This is a genomic window from Brachyspira sp. G79 (assembly GCF_002379365.1).
Taxonomy (GTDB): domain Bacteria; phylum Spirochaetota; class Brachyspiria; order Brachyspirales; family Brachyspiraceae; genus Brachyspira.
Genome location: NZ_JQIU01000009.1, coordinates 1 through 19,670 on the forward strand (window position 1 = coordinate 1; position 19,670 = coordinate 19,670).

13 protein-coding genes and 1 pseudogene are annotated in these 19,670 nt (G+C 29.7%); 8 read left to right on the forward strand and 6 right to left on the reverse strand.

The genetic code is table 11. The features are described from left to right. Positions 1 to 283: 283 nt before the first annotated feature. From KQ44_RS13045 to KQ44_RS13055, 3 genes are all read left to right on the forward strand, one after another. Positions 284 to 1,240: a TAXI family TRAP transporter solute-binding subunit gene (locus KQ44_RS13045; protein WP_096737829.1), complete on the forward strand. Its 957-nt coding sequence runs from the start codon at positions 284 to 286 to the stop codon at positions 1,238 to 1,240. Positions 1,241 to 1,317: 77 nt separating this feature from the next. Beyond that, positions 1,318 to 1,824 (forward strand): DUF1850 domain-containing protein, encoded by a 507-nt coding sequence (locus KQ44_RS13050; RefSeq protein ID WP_096737830.1) that lies wholly within the window; start codon positions 1,318 to 1,320, stop codon positions 1,822 to 1,824. 8 nt (positions 1,825 to 1,832) lie between these two features. Beyond that, positions 1,833 to 3,806 (forward strand): TRAP transporter permease, encoded by a 1,974-nt coding sequence (locus KQ44_RS13055; protein WP_096737831.1) that lies wholly within the window; start codon positions 1,833 to 1,835, stop codon positions 3,804 to 3,806. A 605-nt stretch (positions 3,807 to 4,411) separates the two neighbouring features. On the opposite strand, the gene secA is transcribed toward KQ44_RS13055, so the two are convergent. After that, positions 4,412 to 7,354, reverse strand: coding sequence for a preprotein translocase subunit SecA (secA, locus tag KQ44_RS13060; protein WP_096737832.1), 2,943 nt, complete (start codon positions 7,352 to 7,354; stop codon positions 4,412 to 4,414). A gap of 300 nt (positions 7,355 to 7,654) precedes the next feature. Here secA and KQ44_RS13065 point away from each other — a divergent pair, with 300 nt between their 5' ends. Continuing rightward, complete coding sequence (locus KQ44_RS13065) at positions 7,655 to 8,512, forward strand: DMT family transporter (protein WP_096737833.1); 858 nt, start codon at positions 7,655 to 7,657, stop codon at positions 8,510 to 8,512. A gap of 91 nt (positions 8,513 to 8,603) precedes the next feature. Here the strand turns inward: KQ44_RS13065 and ppdK are convergent, their stop codons facing one another. Further along, a complete protein-coding gene (gene ppdK / locus KQ44_RS13070; protein ID WP_096737834.1) occupies positions 8,604 to 11,588 on the reverse strand; it encodes a pyruvate, phosphate dikinase in 2,985 nt (994 codons plus the stop codon). Between the two features lie 264 nt (positions 11,589 to 11,852). Between ppdK and KQ44_RS13075 the strand changes: the two genes are divergently transcribed. Together KQ44_RS13075 and KQ44_RS13080 are read left to right on the forward strand one after the other, a co-directional pair. Further along, positions 11,853 to 12,425: a hypothetical protein gene (locus KQ44_RS13075; protein WP_096737835.1), complete on the forward strand. Its 573-nt coding sequence runs from the start codon at positions 11,853 to 11,855 to the stop codon at positions 12,423 to 12,425. A gap of 52 nt (positions 12,426 to 12,477) precedes the next feature. Beyond that, positions 12,478 to 13,863: a sodium-dependent transporter gene (locus KQ44_RS13080; protein ID WP_096737836.1), complete on the forward strand. Its 1,386-nt coding sequence runs from the start codon at positions 12,478 to 12,480 to the stop codon at positions 13,861 to 13,863. A 686-nt stretch (positions 13,864 to 14,549) separates the two neighbouring features. Here the strand turns inward: KQ44_RS13080 and KQ44_RS13085 are convergent. Continuing rightward, on the reverse strand, positions 14,550 to 15,797 hold the full coding sequence (locus tag KQ44_RS13085) for a toxic anion resistance protein (RefSeq protein WP_096737837.1): 1,248 nt from the start codon (positions 15,795 to 15,797) through the stop codon (positions 14,550 to 14,552). 36 nt (positions 15,798 to 15,833) lie between these two features. Further along, positions 15,834 to 16,370 (reverse strand): 5-bromo-4-chloroindolyl phosphate hydrolysis family protein, encoded by a 537-nt coding sequence (locus tag KQ44_RS13090; protein ID WP_096737838.1) that lies wholly within the window; start codon positions 16,368 to 16,370, stop codon positions 15,834 to 15,836. 264 nt (positions 16,371 to 16,634) lie between these two features. Here KQ44_RS13090 and KQ44_RS13095 point away from each other — a divergent pair, with 264 nt between their 5' ends. Next, positions 16,635 to 17,144, forward strand: coding sequence for a nitroreductase family protein (locus tag KQ44_RS13095; protein ID WP_096737839.1), 510 nt, complete (start codon positions 16,635 to 16,637; stop codon positions 17,142 to 17,144). 94 nt (positions 17,145 to 17,238) lie between these two features. After that, positions 17,239 to 17,787 (forward strand): DUF2271 domain-containing protein, encoded by a 549-nt coding sequence (locus tag KQ44_RS13100; protein ID WP_096737840.1) that lies wholly within the window; start codon positions 17,239 to 17,241, stop codon positions 17,785 to 17,787. An 82-nt stretch (positions 17,788 to 17,869) separates the two neighbouring features. Here KQ44_RS13100 and selD read toward each other — a convergent pair whose 3' ends face one another. Both selD and KQ44_RS15285 read right to left on the reverse strand, forming a co-directional pair. Then, a complete protein-coding gene (selD, locus tag KQ44_RS13105) occupies positions 17,870 to 18,946 on the reverse strand; it encodes a selenide, water dikinase SelD (protein ID WP_096737841.1) in 1,077 nt (358 codons plus the stop codon). 413 nt (positions 18,947 to 19,359) lie between these two features. Then, positions 19,360 to 19,670, reverse strand: a pseudogene (locus KQ44_RS15285) (adenine methyltransferase); the annotation flags it as partial.

Below are 19,670 nucleotides of genomic sequence, written 5' to 3' on the forward strand. Positions count from 1 at the left end.
GCTTGCTTGCTTGCTTGCTTGCTTGCTTGCTTGCTTTTTAAAGCTAAAAAGTTAATAAAATTACTATATAAGACAATATCCATATTAGAGATGATATATTATTTTTATAAAAAATGCAACTAAATCACACTATACACAAAAATATTTCATCAAAGTTTTTTAGCTAAAAACAATAAGATATCTATTGCTCTTAAACACTATATTATTAATAGTAATATTGACTTTTAAGCATATCAAGTGTATTATTCAATAAATAATGTATATATATAAAAGGAGTATTCTTATGAGAAAGATAATAATGTCTATTATTGCAGTTTCTCTCTTAATTATTAGCTGTCAAAAAAGCAATAATTATAATTACGTTTTCGCTACAGGCGGAACAAGCGGAACTTATTATTCTTTCGGCGGAAGTATAGCAAGTATATGGAATGCCAATATAGAAGGAATGAATGTTACTGCTCAGTCAACAGGAGCTTCTGCTGAAAATTTAAGACTTCTTAACAGACATGAAGCTGACTTAGCATTTGTACAAAATGATGTTATGGACTATGCTTATAACGGTACAGACATATTCGCAGGAGAGGTATTAACTAATTTCTCTGCTATGCTTACATTATACCCAGAGATAGTACAAATAGCTGCTACAAAATCAAGCGGTATAAAAACAATAGCTGATATGAAAGGCAAAAGAGTATCTGTAGGAGATGCAGGAAGCGGTGTTGAGTTTAATGCTAAACAAATATTAGAAGCATACGGATTAACATTTGATGATATAAATAAATCAAATCTTTCATTTAAAGAATCAAGCGACGGACTTCAAAATGGAACGTTGGATGCTTGTTTCATAGTTGCTGGAATACCTAATGCAGCATTACAGGAATTATCTTTATCAAGCGATATAGTATTAGTTTCTTTGGATCAGATTCAATTAGATGAAATGCTTAGAAAATATAAATATTATACAGAAATAACAATACCTGCAAATACTTATAATAAAGTAGATACTGATACTAAAGCTATAGCAGTAAAGGCTACTATTGCTGTTAATAACAATATACCTGAAGATGTTGTTTATAATTTAATGAAAACATTATTTGATAAAAAAGCTGATTTAGCTGTAGCTCATGCTAAAGGCGAAGAGTTAAATATTGAAACTGCTTATCAAGGTATATCAATACCATTTCACCCTGGTGCTATAAAATATTATAAAGAACTAGGATATGATATAGGAAATAACTAATATCAATTTCTATATATCTAAAATAATATATTCATCATCTTTTTTATTTAAGATGGTGAATATATTAGAATATTATTATGTTTAAAAAAATTATTTTATTTATAACAATTATCATAATAGTTATTGTTTTATTATTTATACCGTTATTTCCAAGGCTTGTATTAAATAGTGTTAAAAATAATAAAATTAATATGATATTAAAAATTGATAATAAAAAATTTATTATTTCATATACTCATTCTGTAAATAAAGGAAGGGTAAGAGATTTTTACTTTATAGACAAAAACGGAAATATAGTATTAGATAAAACTAGATTTGTTTCATACGGTGCTGGTATTGCCGAACCCGAAAAAAATGAAAATATTGTTATTACTGATGATTATATAGAAATAAATAATATGAATAGAATTATTAAAAATTTATATTTATTTATAGGGGTTGTAGCTAATCATACTATAATGATAGATGATAAAGATATTGAATTGCACAAATTCTTTGCACCTCAAACCAACATAAAGATAGAATATAAAAAATTATCTATATTCGATTACATAATATCATTTATATACAAAATAAATCAATAGGAGAGAGTATGAAACATAAAAATGAAATTCATATGATAACAGCTGAAGAAATAGATGATTATATGAGTAAATATGACAGCGAATCAAGATACAGAAGATATAATGATTGGAAAAAATATTTAATCATAGTAATATCAGTAATATTTTGTTTGTTTCAATTATATTCAATACTTTCTGGAAGAATTACAGCACAAGTTGTAAGAGCCACACACTTGGCATTTGTTATGCTTTTAGCCTATTTACTTTTTCCAATGAAAAAAGATATGCCTAAAAATAAACTTCCTTGGTATGATGTAATACTTGCTATTATAGGTGCTGCTTCTTGGAGCTATATTACTATAAATTTTGATTCTCTGGTAAGACGTGCAGGCATATATACAGCAACAGACATTGTAATAGGTATAATAGGAATACTTCTTGTATTTGAAGCTTGCAGAAGAATAGTAGGTCTTCCTATACTTATAATATCAATAGTTTTTATTATATATGCCTTGTTTGGAGCTTATGCACCAGGTTTTTTAAATCATAGAGGATACTCTCTTCAAAGATTGGTATCACATTTATTTTATAATACAGAAGGTATAATGGGTACACCTATAGGAGCATCAGCTACATTTATATTCTTATTTATATTTTTTGGAGCATTGCTTGATAAAACTGGAATAGGGCAGTTTTTTATAGATATATGTAATGCCATAGCAGGAGGTTTTGACGGCGGTCCTGCAAAAGTAGCTGTACTTACAAGTGCTATGTTTGGTACAGTATCAGGAAGTTCTGTTTCTAATACTGTGGGTACTGGAAGTTTTACAATACCTATGATGAAATCTTTAGGATATAGACCTGAGTTTGCTGGTGCTGTTGAGGCTTCTGCTTCTACTGGAGGACAGTTAATGCCTCCTATAATGGGTGCTGCTTCTTTTCTTATGGCTGAAAGTTTGGGTATACCTTATATGGAAGTTGCTAAAGCTGCTATTATTCCAGCTATTTTATATTTTACTGGTATATTTATAATGGTGCATTTAGAGGCTAAAAAAACAGGACTTAAAGGTTTATCAAGAGATTCTCTTCCTAAAATTGGAGAGCTTTTAATGAAAAAGGGATATTTAGTTATTCCTCTTCTTACTATAATATATTTCTTTGTACTTGGTAAAACTGCTATATATGCTGGTTTAATGGGGATTATTGCTGCTGCTATAGTTGCTGTAGTTAACTCCATAGTAGATATCATAATGAAAAGAAAAGTAAGTTTTGGGTTTAATGATTTGATAGATGTTTTTGTTAATGCTGCTAGAAATATCATAAGTGTTGCTATTGCTTGTGCTATGGCTGGTATTATAATAGGGGTTATTACTTTAACTGGTTTAGGATTAAAAATAGGTGCAGGCTTAATTTCAATATCTGGAGGAATACCTTTATTATTGCTATTTTTAACTATGATTAGCTCAATAATACTCGGTATGGGAGTACCTACTACGGCCAATTACCTTATTACTTCTACAATAGCAGCAAGTGCAATAATAGGTTTAGGTTATGAACCTTTAGCTGCTCATATGTTTGTATTTTATTTTGGTATTATAGCTGATGTTACTCCGCCTGTTGCTTTAGCTGCTATGGCTGGTGCTGCTATTGCTAAATCAGATCCTCTTAAAACTGGAATAGAAGCAACAAAACTTTCTATAGGTGCTTTTATTATTCCTTATATGTTTATATTTAATCCAGATATACTTATGATTAATACTACAATAGCTGATATTATACCTATACTTATTACTTCACTTATAGGTATGTTTGGAGTATCGGCAGGATTAGAAGGTTATGTGTTTAGAAAATGCAAACCTTATGAGAGAATATTATTTATTGTAGCAGGTCTTCTTTCTATATATCCTGAATTTTATACGGATATTATAGGAATAGGAGTTATAGCTGTACTTGTCATTATACAAATAATTACAAAGAGAAAAAATCAAGCTGCAACTGCTTAAGAATTATAAAATATTAGGGGCATAAAAGCCCCTTTTCTTATTAATTTATAATTTGTTAAAATAGAACTCTTGAATTTTTGTATTTTACACAGTTAATATACTTATTCAAAAAGTACTTGACAAGATTATATATAAAATTTTTATAATTTGTAAATTATAAAAGTAATGTTTTACATATTGTATAACTTATTATTTGATATATAAACATACATTGTTTCGCTTGACTATTTTTTGCAGTTTAACTTCTTCTTTGTGCCACACTAAAGTCGTACGGCGTTATAAAAGAAGTGCGGGGACAACCGTAATAAATAAAATTAGTTTTAATATTATAATATATATTATGAATGTTATTTACAGTTATTTTAATATATTATTTTTTACTTTAAATAAAGCAGTATAATTTTACAAAGATAAGATATATAAATGCAGCTTTTTTATTATTGCGGGGATATCATCAAAAAGAAGCAGCGGAGTATAGCAAAGAAGCATATATAGAAAGACTTAATTATTAAATAAGTAATTATAATTTTGATGCCAATAAAAAAGGCATATATAAATCAATATATATACCTTTTAAAAATTATAGTTTTTATTTTTATATTATTTTACTGCTGATTATCTTTGCCATGACAGTGTTTATATTTTTTTCCGCTTCCGCAAGGGCAAGGATCATTCCTTCCTATTTTCTGAGTCATTTTTACATTAGGCTGAGCAGTTTTTACTTTGCTTTGAATATTTTGAGTATTGTTTCCATTCATAGCACTTGCATTTGCTTTCTCTTCAATCCCTCCGTCAAAAGCACTTTCTCTTTCAATACTGTCAAATGAATTAGGTATAATACGTACTCTCATAATTAAGTTTACAAGCTCATTGTGTATTGCATTCATAGTAGCAACAAACATTTTATAGCCTTCAAGTTTATATTCAGTAAGAGGATTTTTTTCAGCATATCCCCTTAAACCTATACCTTCTCTTAAACTGTCCATAGCAAATAGATGATCTTTCCATCTATTATCTATTATTGATAGGAATATGTTTTTTTCTACTTCTCTAAAGATTTTTTCATTTACTTCTAAAGATTTTTTTCTGTATGCTTCTAAAAGTAAATTAGTAAGATTTTTCACAGCATTATCAACACCGCCTTCTACAGCTTTATTTGCTGCATCTTCATCTATTGCTATTAAATAACTGTTAAGCCATTTTGTTACTTCCAAAGGATCAACATGTTTTTTATTGTCGCTTATATCTTTAATAGTATCTTCAGTTACCTCAGCTATAATTTCTTCTACTCTAGGAGATATATCATCAGAATAAAGTATATAATCTCTTTCTCCATAAACTGCCATACGCTGCTGATTCATAACATCATCATATTCAAGCAAATGTTTTCTTATATCAAAGTTTCTGCCTTCAACTTTTCTCTGAGCATTTTCTATAGATTTGTTAAGCCATTTATGGCCAAGCTCTTCTTCTTCGCCCATTCCCATAGCAAGCATCATTTTCGATACTCTCTCACCTCCGAATAAACGCATCAAATCATCTTCAAGCGATAAGAAAAATACACTAAGACCTGGGTCTCCCTGCCTTCCGCTTCTTCCTCTAAGCTGATTATCAATACGTCTTGCCTCATGCCTTTCACTTCCTATAACATGCAAACCGCCTGCAGCAAGTACTTTTTCTTTGTCTACTTTAGATTTTTCATTTATTTGAATAATTCTGTCAATTTTTTCTATCATTTCAGAGGCATTATTTTTATCTGCCAATTCTTTAGCTTCATCTATTTTTCCAGCAATAACACTTCTTACAAATGCCTCTTTGTATAGGTCTATAGCTTTAACTTTTTTACTTAATTCTTCTTTTTTGTAAGGGTCTCTTTCTTTAAATGCTTTGTCTTTCATAAGTACAAGCACCTGTTCTATCTCAGCCACACCTTTAGCAACAGGGTTTCCTCCAAGTACAATATCCGTACCTCGTCCTGCCATGTTTGTAGCAAGAGTAACAGCTCCAGGTTCTCCAGCCTGTGCTATTATCTGAGCCTCTCTTGAGTGGTTTTTGGCATTTAATACTTCATGATTAATTTTATGTTTTTTGAATACTTTAGAAAGCTCTTCGTTCATCTCTACTGATACCGTACCTACAAGTGCAGGTTTTCCAGCATCCTGAAGTTCTTTTATATATTTTGCTAATGCTTCAAATTTCGCCTTTTTAGTTCTGTATATTCTGTCTGATAAATCCTGCCTTGCTATAGGTTTATTAGTAGGTATAACTGCAACATCCAATTTATATATTTTATAAAACTCTTCTGCTTCTGTTTCTGCAGTACCTGTCATACCAGAAAGTTTAGGATACATTCTGAAATAGTTTTGGAATGTTATTGTAGCATAAGTTTGCGATTCATTTTGTATAGCAACTTTTTCTTTAGCTTCTATTGCTTGGTGAAGTCCGTCACTATATCTTCTTCCTTCGAGAACACGTCCTGTAAACTCATCTACAATCAAAACTTCTCCGTCTGTAACCATATAGTCAACATCTTTTTTAAATACTTTATGTGCCTTTAAAGCCTGATTAACATGGTGAACTATCGTACTGCTTTGAGCTCCGTATAAGTTTTCTACATTAAGGAGTTTTTCTACTTTATGTACGCCTTCTTCTGTAAGATATACATTTTTATCTTTTTCATCAAGTACATAATCACCAGTACCAGCAACCTCACGCATTCTCTCATCTACTTCAGCCTGTTTAAGCATAGGTATTATTCTGTCAATTTCATAATACATTTTTATATTTTTTTCTACTGGTCCTGATATTATAAGAGGAGTTCTAGCTTCGTCTATTAAGATACTGTCTACCTCATCTACTATGGCAAAATAGAATTTCCTTTGAACTTTATCCTCTTTTCTTGTAACCATATTATCTCTTAAATAATCGAATCCAAACTCATTATTAGTACCGTAAACAACATCGCAGTTATAAACAGCACGTCTTTCTGGGGAATGAGGTCTAGTATTATCAAGTATACCTACACTTATTCCAAGCATAGAATATATAGGAGTCATCCATTCAGCGTCACGCTTAGCAAGATAATCATTTACTGTAACTACATGCACTCCAAGTCCAGTTAAAGCATTAAGATACACTGCAAGAGTGGCAACAAGTGTTTTACCTTCACCTGTTTTCATCTCAGCAATTCTTCCCTGATGAAGTACAGTTCCTCCCATTACCTGAACATCAAAGTGTCTCATACCTGTAGTTCTTATACTAGCTTCACGTACTACAGCAAATGCCTCTGGAAGTATACTGTCCAATATATCCTGAAGTTTTTTCTTGTTTTCTTCTTTGCTTAAATCCAATTCCTCTGTCTTGCAGCCTATATGTTTTTCTACTCTTTCTCTGAACTCTTTAGTCTTATTTGTAAGTTCTTCATTGCTTAATTTTTTTATCTCTTCTTCAAATGATAATGTCTTTTCTGCTATAGGTTTTAATACTTTAGCGTCATTTTGTTCTTTAGAGCCGAATATCAATTTGAATACTAAATCCATTGCTCCCATCAGATATAAATCTCCTTAAAGGTAAAATTGTCTAAACTAATAATATTTTTTATTAAAACTCAATAATAACATAAAATGTAAATATAATAAAGTAGAAAAAATTGATTTTTAAAGGCAAATAATTAATAAGTAAAGTACATAATTTTATATTCTCTATTGATTTATTAAAAATATTATATATGATTACTAATCATCATTAATTTTAGGGTTAATATAATGCATTAATAATTTCTTTATTTCATAAATATTAAACCATATTCAAATATTTTATTCTAAATTTTTTAATTATAGAGGATTTCAATGTTAAATGTTTTACTAGTTATAATAGGCTCTATTGCTTATGGATTTTTACCAATTTTTGTTAAAAATATTATAGCATATAATTATTCATCGCTTTCTATAGTTTTTTATAGATATTTTTTTACTGCTATTTTTTTGTTTATAATAATTATTATTACAAGAAAAAGTTTTAAGATAACAAAAAGGCAGTTTATAGAATTATTAATATTTAGTATTACAGGTCTTGGACTTACTTTTTTCTTTCTGTCGCAGTCATTGCTTTATATATCGGCAGGATTAAGCAATATGATACATTTCGGATATCCTGTAATAGTTTTGCTTATAATGATATTTTTGTTTAAAGAGAAGATAAATATATTAAAGATACTTTCAATGCTATGTGCTATTTCTGGAATAGTTCTTCTTACAAAAGTTGTAAAAGTAGAATCATTTTTGGGAGTAATATATGCACTCGTTACAACAGTTACATACGGAAGTTATATAGTGGCAAATAAAAATTGCAGCTTTTCTAGTATAGATACTATTGTTTCTCTTTTTTATATGTCTTTGATTGTTTCTATAACATTTTTTATGGCTGGAATATTTACAGATTCTTTGCAAGTTTTGAATAATATTAATGTTTTTTATAATTTTATTGCGGTATCACTTTTATGCACTATATTTTCATTAGGGCTTTTACTTTACGGAGTTAAAAAATTAGGCTCTTCTTTAGCATCTATACTTAATATGTTTGAACCTACTACTACAGTTGTAGCATCTATTTTTATATATAATGAAGATTTAACTTTTAATATAGTTATAGGCTCTGTTTTGATAATACTTTCAACTATTACTATGGTTATTGGAAGTAAGAGATAATTATATAAGTTAATTTTAATAAATGCTATAAAAAATCAGGGCTTACAAATTACTGCAAGCCCCTCCTTTTATTTATATAAATATTTTATTATTATTTCTTCTTTCCAGAGGATTTAGAAGGTGTTTTTTTAGCAACAGCAGCTTTTTTAGAAGCAGATTTTTTAACTTCTACTTTAGCAGCTGTCTTTTTAGCACTAGCTGATGCTTTTGCTGGAGCCTTTTTAGCAGGAGCTTTCTTAGCAGCAGATTTTTTAGCTGGTTTAGATTTTATAGCACCTTGAGCAGCAGCAAGTCTTGCTATAGGTACTCTGTAAGGAGAACAGCTTACATAATCTAGTCCTATATCATTACAGAACATAACAGTAGCAGGATCACCTCCATGCTCACCGCATATACCAATAACAAGTTTTTTGTTGGCAGCTCTTCCTTTAGTAACACCAATTCTCAAAAGCTCTCCAATACCTTCTTGGTCTAATGATTGGAAAGGATCTCTTTCGTATATTTCTTTATTAACATAATCTTTTAAGAATTTACCTGCATCATCTCTTGAGAAACCGCCTCCCATTTGAGTTAAGTCATTAGTACCGAATGAGAAGAACTCAGCTTCAGTAGCAATTTTGTCAGCAACTAAAGCAGCTCTAGGAACTTCTATCATAGTACCTACTTTGTATGTAACTTTAGAACCTTCTTTTTCAAATACTTCATCAGCTATTTTGATAATTCTGTCTTTTATCATTTTTAGCTCTTTCAAAGTACCAACAAGAGGAATCATTATTTCAGGGTGAACATCAACACCATTTTTCTTAACTTTAACAGCAGCTTCAATAATAGCTCTAGCCTGCATATCATAGATTTCTGGATAAGTGATACCAAGACGGCAGCCTCTGTGTCCAAGCATAGGGTTAAATTCATGTAAAGAATCTCTTATAGCTTTAAGTTTTTCAAAAGGAACATTCATTTCACTAGAAAGCTCTTGCAACTGAGAATCTTCATGAGGAATGAATTCATGCAAAGGTGGATCTAAAAGTCTTATAGTTACAGGATATCCGCTCATAGCAGTGAATATTCCTATAAAGTCTTCTCTTTGCATAGGAAGAATGTTTGCTAAAGCGTCATCATAAAGTTTTCTAGGTTCTTTATATAGAGGCTCAAGCTCTTCTATAGCTTTTTTATCTCCTATTTTTTCAGCAGCTTCTAATTTTTCTTTTAGTTGTTTTACTTCTTCAGCAACAAGTATAAGCTGTCTTACGCTTTTAATTCTGTCAGCATTAAAGAACATATGTTCAGTACGGCATAAACCTATACCTTCAGCACCGAAACTTCTAGCAATTTGTGCATCATTAGGAGTGTCGGCATTAGTATGTACTTCTAATTTTCTAGCAGCATCAGCCCATTCCATAAGTTTTTTGAAGTCTTCAGACATTTCAGCTTCTTTAGTAGCTACTTTTCCTAGCATAACTTCGCCAGTAGAACCGTCTATAGATATATAATCACCTTCTTTTACAGTTTCATCGCCTACTTTCATAGATTTCGCTTCATAATCGATTTCTAAAGCACTGCATCCTGCAACACAGCATTTACCCATACCACGTGCAACAACAGCAGCATGTGAAGTAGAACCGCCTCTTGCAGTCAAGATACCTTCAGCAGCATTCATTCCCTTAATATCTTCAGGACTAGTTTCTATACGTACAAGTATAGTCTGCTCCCCTGCTTCTTTCATTTCTTCAGCCCTGTCAGCAGCAAATACTACTTTACCAACAGCAGCACCAGGTGAAGCATTTAATCCTTTAGCTATAACTTTGGCTGATTTTTTAGCAGCAGGGTCAAACATAGGGTGAAGTAATTGATCCAAATCTGAAGGATTAACTCTCATTATAGCTTCTTCTTTAGATATTATTTTAGCTTCAGCAAGTTCAACAGCAATTCTTACAGCAGCAGCAGCAGTTCTTTTACCATTACGTGTTTGAAGCATATAAAGTTTGCCTTCCTGAATAGTAAATTCCATATCCTGCATATCGCTGTAGTATTTTTCTAATTGATTTTTATAGCTTACTAATTGCTTATATACATTAGGCATAACTTCTTCAAGAGAAGGATATTTATTTTTTCTCTCTTCTTCGCTTATGCCGTTATTTTTAGCCCATTCTAAACTTCCTTCTAATGTGATTTCCTGAGGAGTTCTGATACCTGCAACAACGTCTTCACCTTGTGCATTGATTAAAAACTCTCCGTAGAATTTGTTTTCACCAGTAGCTGGGTTACGTGAGAAACATACACCAGTAGCAGAAGTGTCGCCCATATTTCCGAATACCATAGCCTGAACATTAACAGCAGTACCTAAAAGACCTCTTATGTCATTTAATTTTCTGTATGCTTCAGCTCTAGGGTTGTTCCAGCTTCTAAATACAGCATTAATAGCATGCCATAACTGTACTTTAGGGTCAGTTGGGAACTCTTCGCCTTTTTCTTCTTTATACATAGCTTTGTATTTTTCAACAACTACTTTTAAATCTTCAACATCTAAATCAGTGTCTTTTACATCTTTTTCTGCTTTTCCTACTTTAGATGCTATAGATTTTTTTGCTTCATCTAAAATTTCCTCAAATTTATCATGATCAACGCCCATAGCAACATCGCCGAACATTTGTATAAATCTTCTGTAAGCGTCCCAAGCAAATCTAGGATTATTAGTTTTCTTAACTATACCTTCTACTACTTTTTCATTAATACCTAAATTAAGTATAGTATCCATCATACCCGGCATTGAAATAGCAGCACCTGAACGTACAGATACTAAAAGCGGCTTATCAGCATTTCCAAACTGCATATTCATAGCTTTTTCTAGTTTTTTAATATTTTCATCAACTAGTTTTTCTAAGCCTTTAGGATATGACTTATTTTTTGAATAATAATCACATACTTCTGTAGTGATAGTAAAGCCTGCAGGTACTGGTACTTTACTTTCTGTCATCTGTGCAAGTCCTAAACCTTTTCCGCCTAGGAGTGCTTTAGTTTCTTTAGCTCCTTCAGATTTACCATTGCCAAAGAAGTAAACCAACTTTTTTGATGCCATAATAAACTCTCCTCTAAAATAAAATATTTATATAAATTTAAACTTACTACTATATATTAAGTATATTAGTATTTTTCTTATTGTCAATTTTATTGTGAATATTTATGTAAATTTTTTTTATTATTTAGGTTTTTGTGATATAAAAATGGCTATTATATTAATATACTTAAATTAAAATTTCAATATACCTTAGTCGAATATTAAAAAGATATTTAAATTTTTTTCATCTGTTGTATAATTAAAATAAAAAGAGGAAACATATAAATGTTTAAAAGAATAAATATTATAAATATAATAATTATAGCATTTTTAATAGCTGTTAATTCTTATGGAGCTATAGTTATTTCAACATACAGAAAACCTAAAGAAATAAAATATAAATATAAACTCACAGAAAGAGGTAAGCTATTAATAGTTCCTAAAGATATATTATTTGATTTTAACAGTAGCAGCCTTGATTTAGAAAAGTATTTAAAAACATTAAAATATGTAGGCGATGTAACTACTAGTACAAATATTATGAGTATTATTATTGAAGGTCATTCAAGCAGCGATGAAATAAAAAGAATTACAAATGGTTATGATAAAAAAGATATACTATTCCTTTATAACAGAAGAAATCTTGAGGATTTATCGTATCAGCGGTCATATAATGTGTATTTATCTATAACTAATGGAAATACAAGCAAATTAACCAATTATGGGCTTCAGGATTTACTGAATGAATATAAAGATATTAAAAAAAATAGAAGAGTCGAGTTTATTTTGATAGAAAATACTAATGATATGAATATATATACTAACTATATAAATAAATTAATAATGTCAAATCTTTAATTTTATTATATAATTAATCAATATAAAAAATAAAAAATTTTAGGTATAATTTATGCATAATGACAGAGAAAAACTTTCAAGCAGATTAGGTTTCTTATTAGTTTCAGCAGGCTGTGCTATAGGGCTTGGCAATGTATGGAGATTTCCTTATATTACAGGAAAGTACGGAGGGGCTTTATTTGTCGTACTTTATCTCATATCTCTTGTTATATTGGGGCTTCCTATACTTGTTATGGAGTTTTCTGTGGGAAGGGCTGGAAAAAGAGATTTGGCTGGTTCTTACAGAGTACTTCAAAAAAAAGGATATAAATGGCATATTGTGGGATATATACAGTTATTTGGCTGTGTACTTCTTATGATGTTTTATACTACTATAGCAGGATGGTGTTTATCATACTGTTATTTTATGGCTGCTGGAAAACTTCAGGGACTTAATCCTCAGCAGGTTGGTGAGTTTTTTAATGCTGTACTTGCTTCTCCTTCTACATTGATACTATGGATGACTATATCTATAGTAATAGCAACTATTGTTTGTATGATGGGGCTTGAAAATGGAGTGGAAAAAGTTACAAAGGTAATGATGACTTTGCTTTTACTTGTGCTTTTTGTGCTTATAATAAGAGCTGTTACTTTGCCTAATGCTAAAGAGGGGTTAAAATTCTACCTCTTACCAGATTTTAATAAGATGTTTAGCGGAGGAATAAAAGGATTTTTTTCTGTAGCATATGCTGCAATAGGACAGTCATTTTTTACTTTGAGCTTGGGTATTGGTGCTATGACTATATTTGGAAGCTATATAGAAAAAGACTATTCTCTTACAGGAGAATCTATTATGGTTGTAGGGCTTGATACTTTAATAGCTTTTCTTTCTGGGCTTGTAATATTTCCTACCACATTTGCTTTCGGTATTAATCCGGGAGAAGGGGCTGGTTTGGCATTTGTTACTTTGCCTAATATATTTAATTCTATGGTTTTGGGAAGACTTTGGGGAGCTTTATTCTTCTTGTTTTTAGCTATGGCAGCTTTAACAACAATTATAGCTGTATTTGAAAATATAATAGCTTTTACTATGTCTGAAACTAAAATGCCTCGTAAAAAAACTACTATAATTGTAGCTATAAGTATATTTATATTAAGTCTTCCTACTGCTTTGGGATTCAATGTGCTTTCATTTATTAAACCTCTAGGCGAGGGAAGCACTATAGCTGATGGGCTTGATTTTTTGGTGAGTAATAATTTTCTTCCTTTAGGAGGTATAATAATACTTATATTCTGTACTAGGAATTTCGGCTGGGGCTGGGATAATTTTATAAAAGAGGCTGATACTGGAAAAGGTATTAAATTTCCTAAATGGGCTAGGTTTTATGTGTCTTATATACTCCCATTTATAGTGCTTGCTATATTTGTAATAGATTATGTAAATAGATTTTTTATTTAATTATAATTATTAGGAAGCTTAATTTTGAATATAAAAAAAATTTATAGTAGTATATACCTAAACGACTATAATTTGTCAATTTTGAGTTATTAATAAATGTAATTATAAGTCATAAATAACATAAAGTATTATTAGTTGTTAATAAAATAAGTTTTATAAGTTATAAATGTAAAATAAATAATTTATTTTTTATAATAATAAGTAATCAGCCGCATACCATCACCACAGGCGGACTTCGTCTCGGGTACTTTCTCACTTCGTTCAGTCGTGTTGACATTTGATAATAATAAACAATACCGTGCGGGAAGGTGCACGCGAAGCGTCCAAACGAAGATGAGGGGGAGCTCGCTGTTGACAAACTTAAAAATTTTCAGTATATGATTAATGTAGTTTATTACTGGCAGCAATAAAATGGGCATAACAATAATAAGCCTCAATACTTAAAGTCAGTATTGAGAGATTTTTATGTGACCAAGTAGGCACCCAATAGGGTGTGCGAGTATAACAACTATTATAATAATGAAATATAAATTCTTAGATAAAATATTTACTGGTAATAATATGAAAGAGTATATAAATAAAGAACATTATTTGGCTTATTTGTTTGATTAATTTTTTGTATCTTATAAAAAATACTCATCTATATTTCTTATATACAGATGAGCATTTTTGTATTTAATTTTAAATTATTTTTTTGATATATTTAATATTTTTGCTTTAAGTTCATTTTCTATATTTCTTAATTCTGCCTCAGCAGCTCTTCTTTTTTCTCTGCCTTCTGTTTGTATTTTCATTACCTCATCTAAAGTAGATATAAGCTGTTCATTCGTATATTTTAACGTTTCAATATCAACTATTCCTCTTTCTGATTCTTTTGCTGTTTCTATAGTAGAAGTTTTTAGCATTTCAGCATTTTTTCTTAATAGTTCATTTGTAGTGTCAGTAACAGCTCTCTGTGCTTTTGCTGCCTCATTAGAATGATGAAGTCCTATAGCTAAAACCATTTGATTTTTCCAAAGAGGTATAGTGTTTGATATAGTAGACTGTATTTTTTCTGTCATTATAACATTATTATTCTGTACCAAACGTATTTGAGGTATAGTCTGTACAGATATTGTTCTAGTAAGTTCTAGGTCATGTATTCTTTTTTCAAATCTGTTTGCCAAATCCTTAATATCTCTTGCCATTTGAACATCTTGAGGCGAATTACTTGTCATAGCTTTGGCTTCTAATGCAGGTATTTCATTAGTCATTAATTGATTGAGTTTTTGTTTTCCTGCTTCTATATATATTTCTAATTCTTTTAAGTATTCCAAATTATAATTATACATCTGATCCAAAATGCTTATATCTTTAAGTAAGTTTCTTTGATGTGCTTCCAATGTTTTTACTATATTGTCAATATTAGTTTCAACATTTGTATATTTAGTTTTTAGTTTACTTAAATTATTTCCAGCTTTTTTGAAAAATCCAAATAATCCTTTTCCTTTAGTTTCACTTTCTATATCAAAACATTTAAGTTCTGTTATAACGTCTGTAATAGCCTCTCCAACTTCGCCTAAATCCTTATTCATAACATTGCTTAAAGTATTTTCAGAAAACTGAATCATTTTGTTTTGAGCAGCTGAACCATAAGACATTATTGATACAGAATCTTTGAGATTTATGCTGTTTGATAATTCATTTATTTTTTGCAAGTCTTCATTAGAAAACTGATTATTCATATGATTCAATACTTCTGCTGCGGCATTCTGAGGCTGATAATTCATAACAGGCTGATTATTATTCTGAAAGTTCTGCATATTGTTAGGCATTGCATTTTGTATAGGCATGTTATTAGGCATTGTGTTCTGTTGATTGTTAGCTGTCATGCCGTTTTGATTATTAGATTGGTTTTCTTCTGTATTGTTTAATTGATTATTATTATTTTCCATAAAATTTCTCCGTATTTTATTTTATATTATTTTTTATCATAAACCATCTTTTTCAAGCATAGTTTTTAATACATCTATATCACTGTTTATATCCATTAGTTTATTCTGATTCATTTCTACAAGCATACTTTTTAATGCTTCATTTAATTTTATTATAACATTTTCTATTTCTTGTGCTGTTTTTTCCATATTAGCATTTTTTACAGGAAAATTGCAGAAATCTATATATGAATTAAGCATTTTTATAGCAGTAGGAAGATGATATTCATTAATTTTTTCAAGTTTTTTCTCTCCTTCTTTATTTGCTTTGCTGTAATTTACCATTTCTTCTAGTATTGATATCATTTCTTTTAAAGCTGGAGTGAGTTCTGCATCGTTTATTTTTCTTGACAAATCTATAATTTTTTCTACATTTCTTTGAGTTTCTAAGATTATTAAACTATCTTTATTAGAATAATTTTCATTTTTATGATTATTTATACTATAGTTGTTTTTATCGTCTTCTCTTGGGAAATTTCTTTGAACATTCTGCCTTAATTTTTGAAAAATAATATCATCTTCATCTCTTGCCATATATATCCTCTAAATAAACTAAATATTAATAAACTTCAAAATAAATCATTTCAACAGTAAAAGATATTTTTATTATTATAACGAGTATATTATAAATAATTAATGTAATATTTGCAAGAGATTAATTAATTATTATAAAATAATTATATATTCAATTTTTTGTATACATAATTTAAAATAACTGTATAGTTTTTAACCTGTAATTTACAATTTTTTGTTATTAATGTTATAATACTATAACAATTAATTTTAGGAGGATAAAAAATGAGCGAAGATATTCTTTTTAGCCGAAGAAGCATAAGGAAATACATCAAAGGAAAACAAGTTGAAGATGAAAAGATAGAATATATGCTTAAAGCTGCTATGTATGCTCCTTCAGCTAATAACAGGAGAAATTGGGAGTTTATAGTTATAAAAAACAGAGAAACACTTGATAAAATAATGGATTTTCACCCATATGCTAAAATGCTTGAAACTGCTCCTATGGCTGTAATTGTATGCGGAGATTTATCTGATGAGTCTGGTAAACTTTATTGGCAGCAGAACTGTTCGGCAGCTTTGGAAAATATGATGCTTGCTGCTAAGGCTAAAGATTTGGGTACTGTATGGATTGGTCTTGCCCCTCGTGAAGAGAGAATGAATGAGGTTATAAAATTATTTAATTTACCAGAACATATTAAGCCTTTGGGAATGGTTGTTGTAGGGTATGCTGACGGAGAACCGCAAATGCCTGAGAGATTTGAACCTAATAAAATACACTACGAAAAGTATTAAATATATTGAATAACTAACTAATAATTATAATAAAAGAAGCTGTGATAAAAAATAAATTTATAAAATTTATAAATAATAAAAGGAGTTCTATTTTATGAAAAAACTTATAATATTTATGATTTTTATATCTTTTTATGCAAATGAAAATTATGCTCAGAGTTCTTCTAAAAAAGTCAATATTAGTTTTGACTATACTAAAAGAGCTGGATATTCAAGCAATCAAATAGCTGTTTGGGCAGAAGATGATAAGGGTAATTATATAACTACTATATATATCACAGATTTCACTGGAAGAAGAGAAGGCTGGAAGAGAAGACCGCAGTCTTTGAATAATTGGCAGATTAAAGCTGATGCCGTTAATTTAGATAAAAAAATAGTTGATGCCGTATCAAAATCTACACCTAAAACTGGTAAAGTTAATATAGTTTGGGATTGTAAAGATTCAAAGGGTAGGGCGGTTAAAAATGGAACATACAAAATAGTTGTAGAAGCTACAATATATCAGGATAATAATGTACTTTATACTTCTTATATTGATATAGGAAATACTGCTGAGACCAAAAAGTCAGAGGCTAAATATTCTAAAGAAGAGGCTAAAACTATTGATATAATAAAAAATGTTACTGTAAGCTTCATTCCTTAAATAATTTAATAAAATTAATAAGCCTGCATTGTATTTTTATATACTTTGCAGGCTTTTTAATAAAAAATTATCTATTAATAATTTATTTTACTAAATGTATATATTCTTTTTCTTTTTTATAAACTTTACCTATTATGGATGCACAGTCAATTCCTTCTCTCCATAAATCAGCAAGAATGTTTTCGGCATTATTTTTATCAGCACATATAAACAATCCTCCTGCTGTTTGAGGGTCAAAAGCGAGCATTTTTAAATTATAATCAACATCATCATCCACTAATATATTTTCTCCTACATAACGCATATTAGTAAAAGCAGCACCTGGTATGCAGCCCATATCAAGTACTTCATAGCTTTTATTAAACATAGGCAAAGCAGATGATTGTATTTCTATTGTAACATCGCTTGCTTTAGCCATTTTATAAGAATGCCCTATAAGTCCGAAACCTGTAATATCTGTAGCACATTTAACATTATATTTATTCATAACAGAACATGCTTTTTTGTTTAATGTTTTCATAGAATCAAAAACATCTTCTATATCTTCTTCTTTTATAAGTCCCTGTCTCATAGCAGCAAGACAAGCACCTGTACCAAGCGGTTTAGTAAGTATAATTATATCTCCTTCTTTAGCAGCGGCATTTGTTGTAATTTTATCAGGATTAGCAAAACCTACAACAGCCATTCCATATTTTACATTTGTATCTGTTATAGTATGTCCTCCTACAACCAATACTCCTGCTTCTGTAGCCTTATCCTGTCCGCCTTTTAATATGCTTGCTAATATATTTAATGAGTCATCTTTAGGAAACATTGTGATATTTAATGCTAGTTTCGGCTCTCCTCCCATGGCATATATATCACTTATAGCATTGCATGCAGCAATTTGACCAAATCCGTAAGGGTCTGCTATAACAGGCGGAAAATAGTCCACTGTAAATATTATAGCATTATCATCAGATATTTTATATACTCCAGCATCATCTCCTATATCTACATCAGAAAGAAGGTTAGAGTCAACCTTAGTCTGCATTATTGGAGCTAGAGTTTTTTCAAGCAAGTCTGGAGGAATTTTAGCAGAACAGCCTCCTTCTAAAGCACATGATAGAAGCTGAATTTGTTCTTTATTTTCTTCCGTATTATTTGTAATATTTGACATAATAAACACCTATAAAAATATTATTTAAAATTATACTAAAATGCTAGAAAATGTCAAACTAACTTTTTCTAAGTACAACTATAAATTCTTCTGTCATAGTATTTGATAATAATCCTTTTTTATTTGTTGGCGAATTTTTAAGCGGCATTCTTTTGTTGCTTATTATCCTTTTATAAGTAAATAAATGTTTTAAATTTTCTCTTTCAAAGCTTTCAGCTATAAATTTATCAGTATTTAAATATTCATTTTTTACAACTCTATTTCCAACTATATATATAGCATGGCCTCCATCAAGTATGCTGTTTGAAACAATTTTAATTGAATCTCTTAAGTCAATATAAAATGATGATACTTCTAAAGCTCTTTTTTTATCTATCTTATTAATATTATAGATTTGTTCTGATATTATAGAATCATTTAGTAATTGTTTTTATTTTTCCTCCCATTAGCATATTATCTATTTTTCTAGCATCATTGTTGCCAAGCCATAAATTAGCAAAGAAAGAGAATTGTCCATATGCAACAGTAGTTTTACTATCTCCATAAGGAGGACTAGTTAATACAACATTAAATTTTTTTTCTTTATTTGAAAAAGCTTCATTATAAAATACAGCATTGATTTTGTCATTAAAATATTTATAATAATAATTTTTATAAAATTCTATATTAGTCATTAATCTAGTTAAAAAATAAGAATTAACATCTTCATTAAAAGATAGTATAT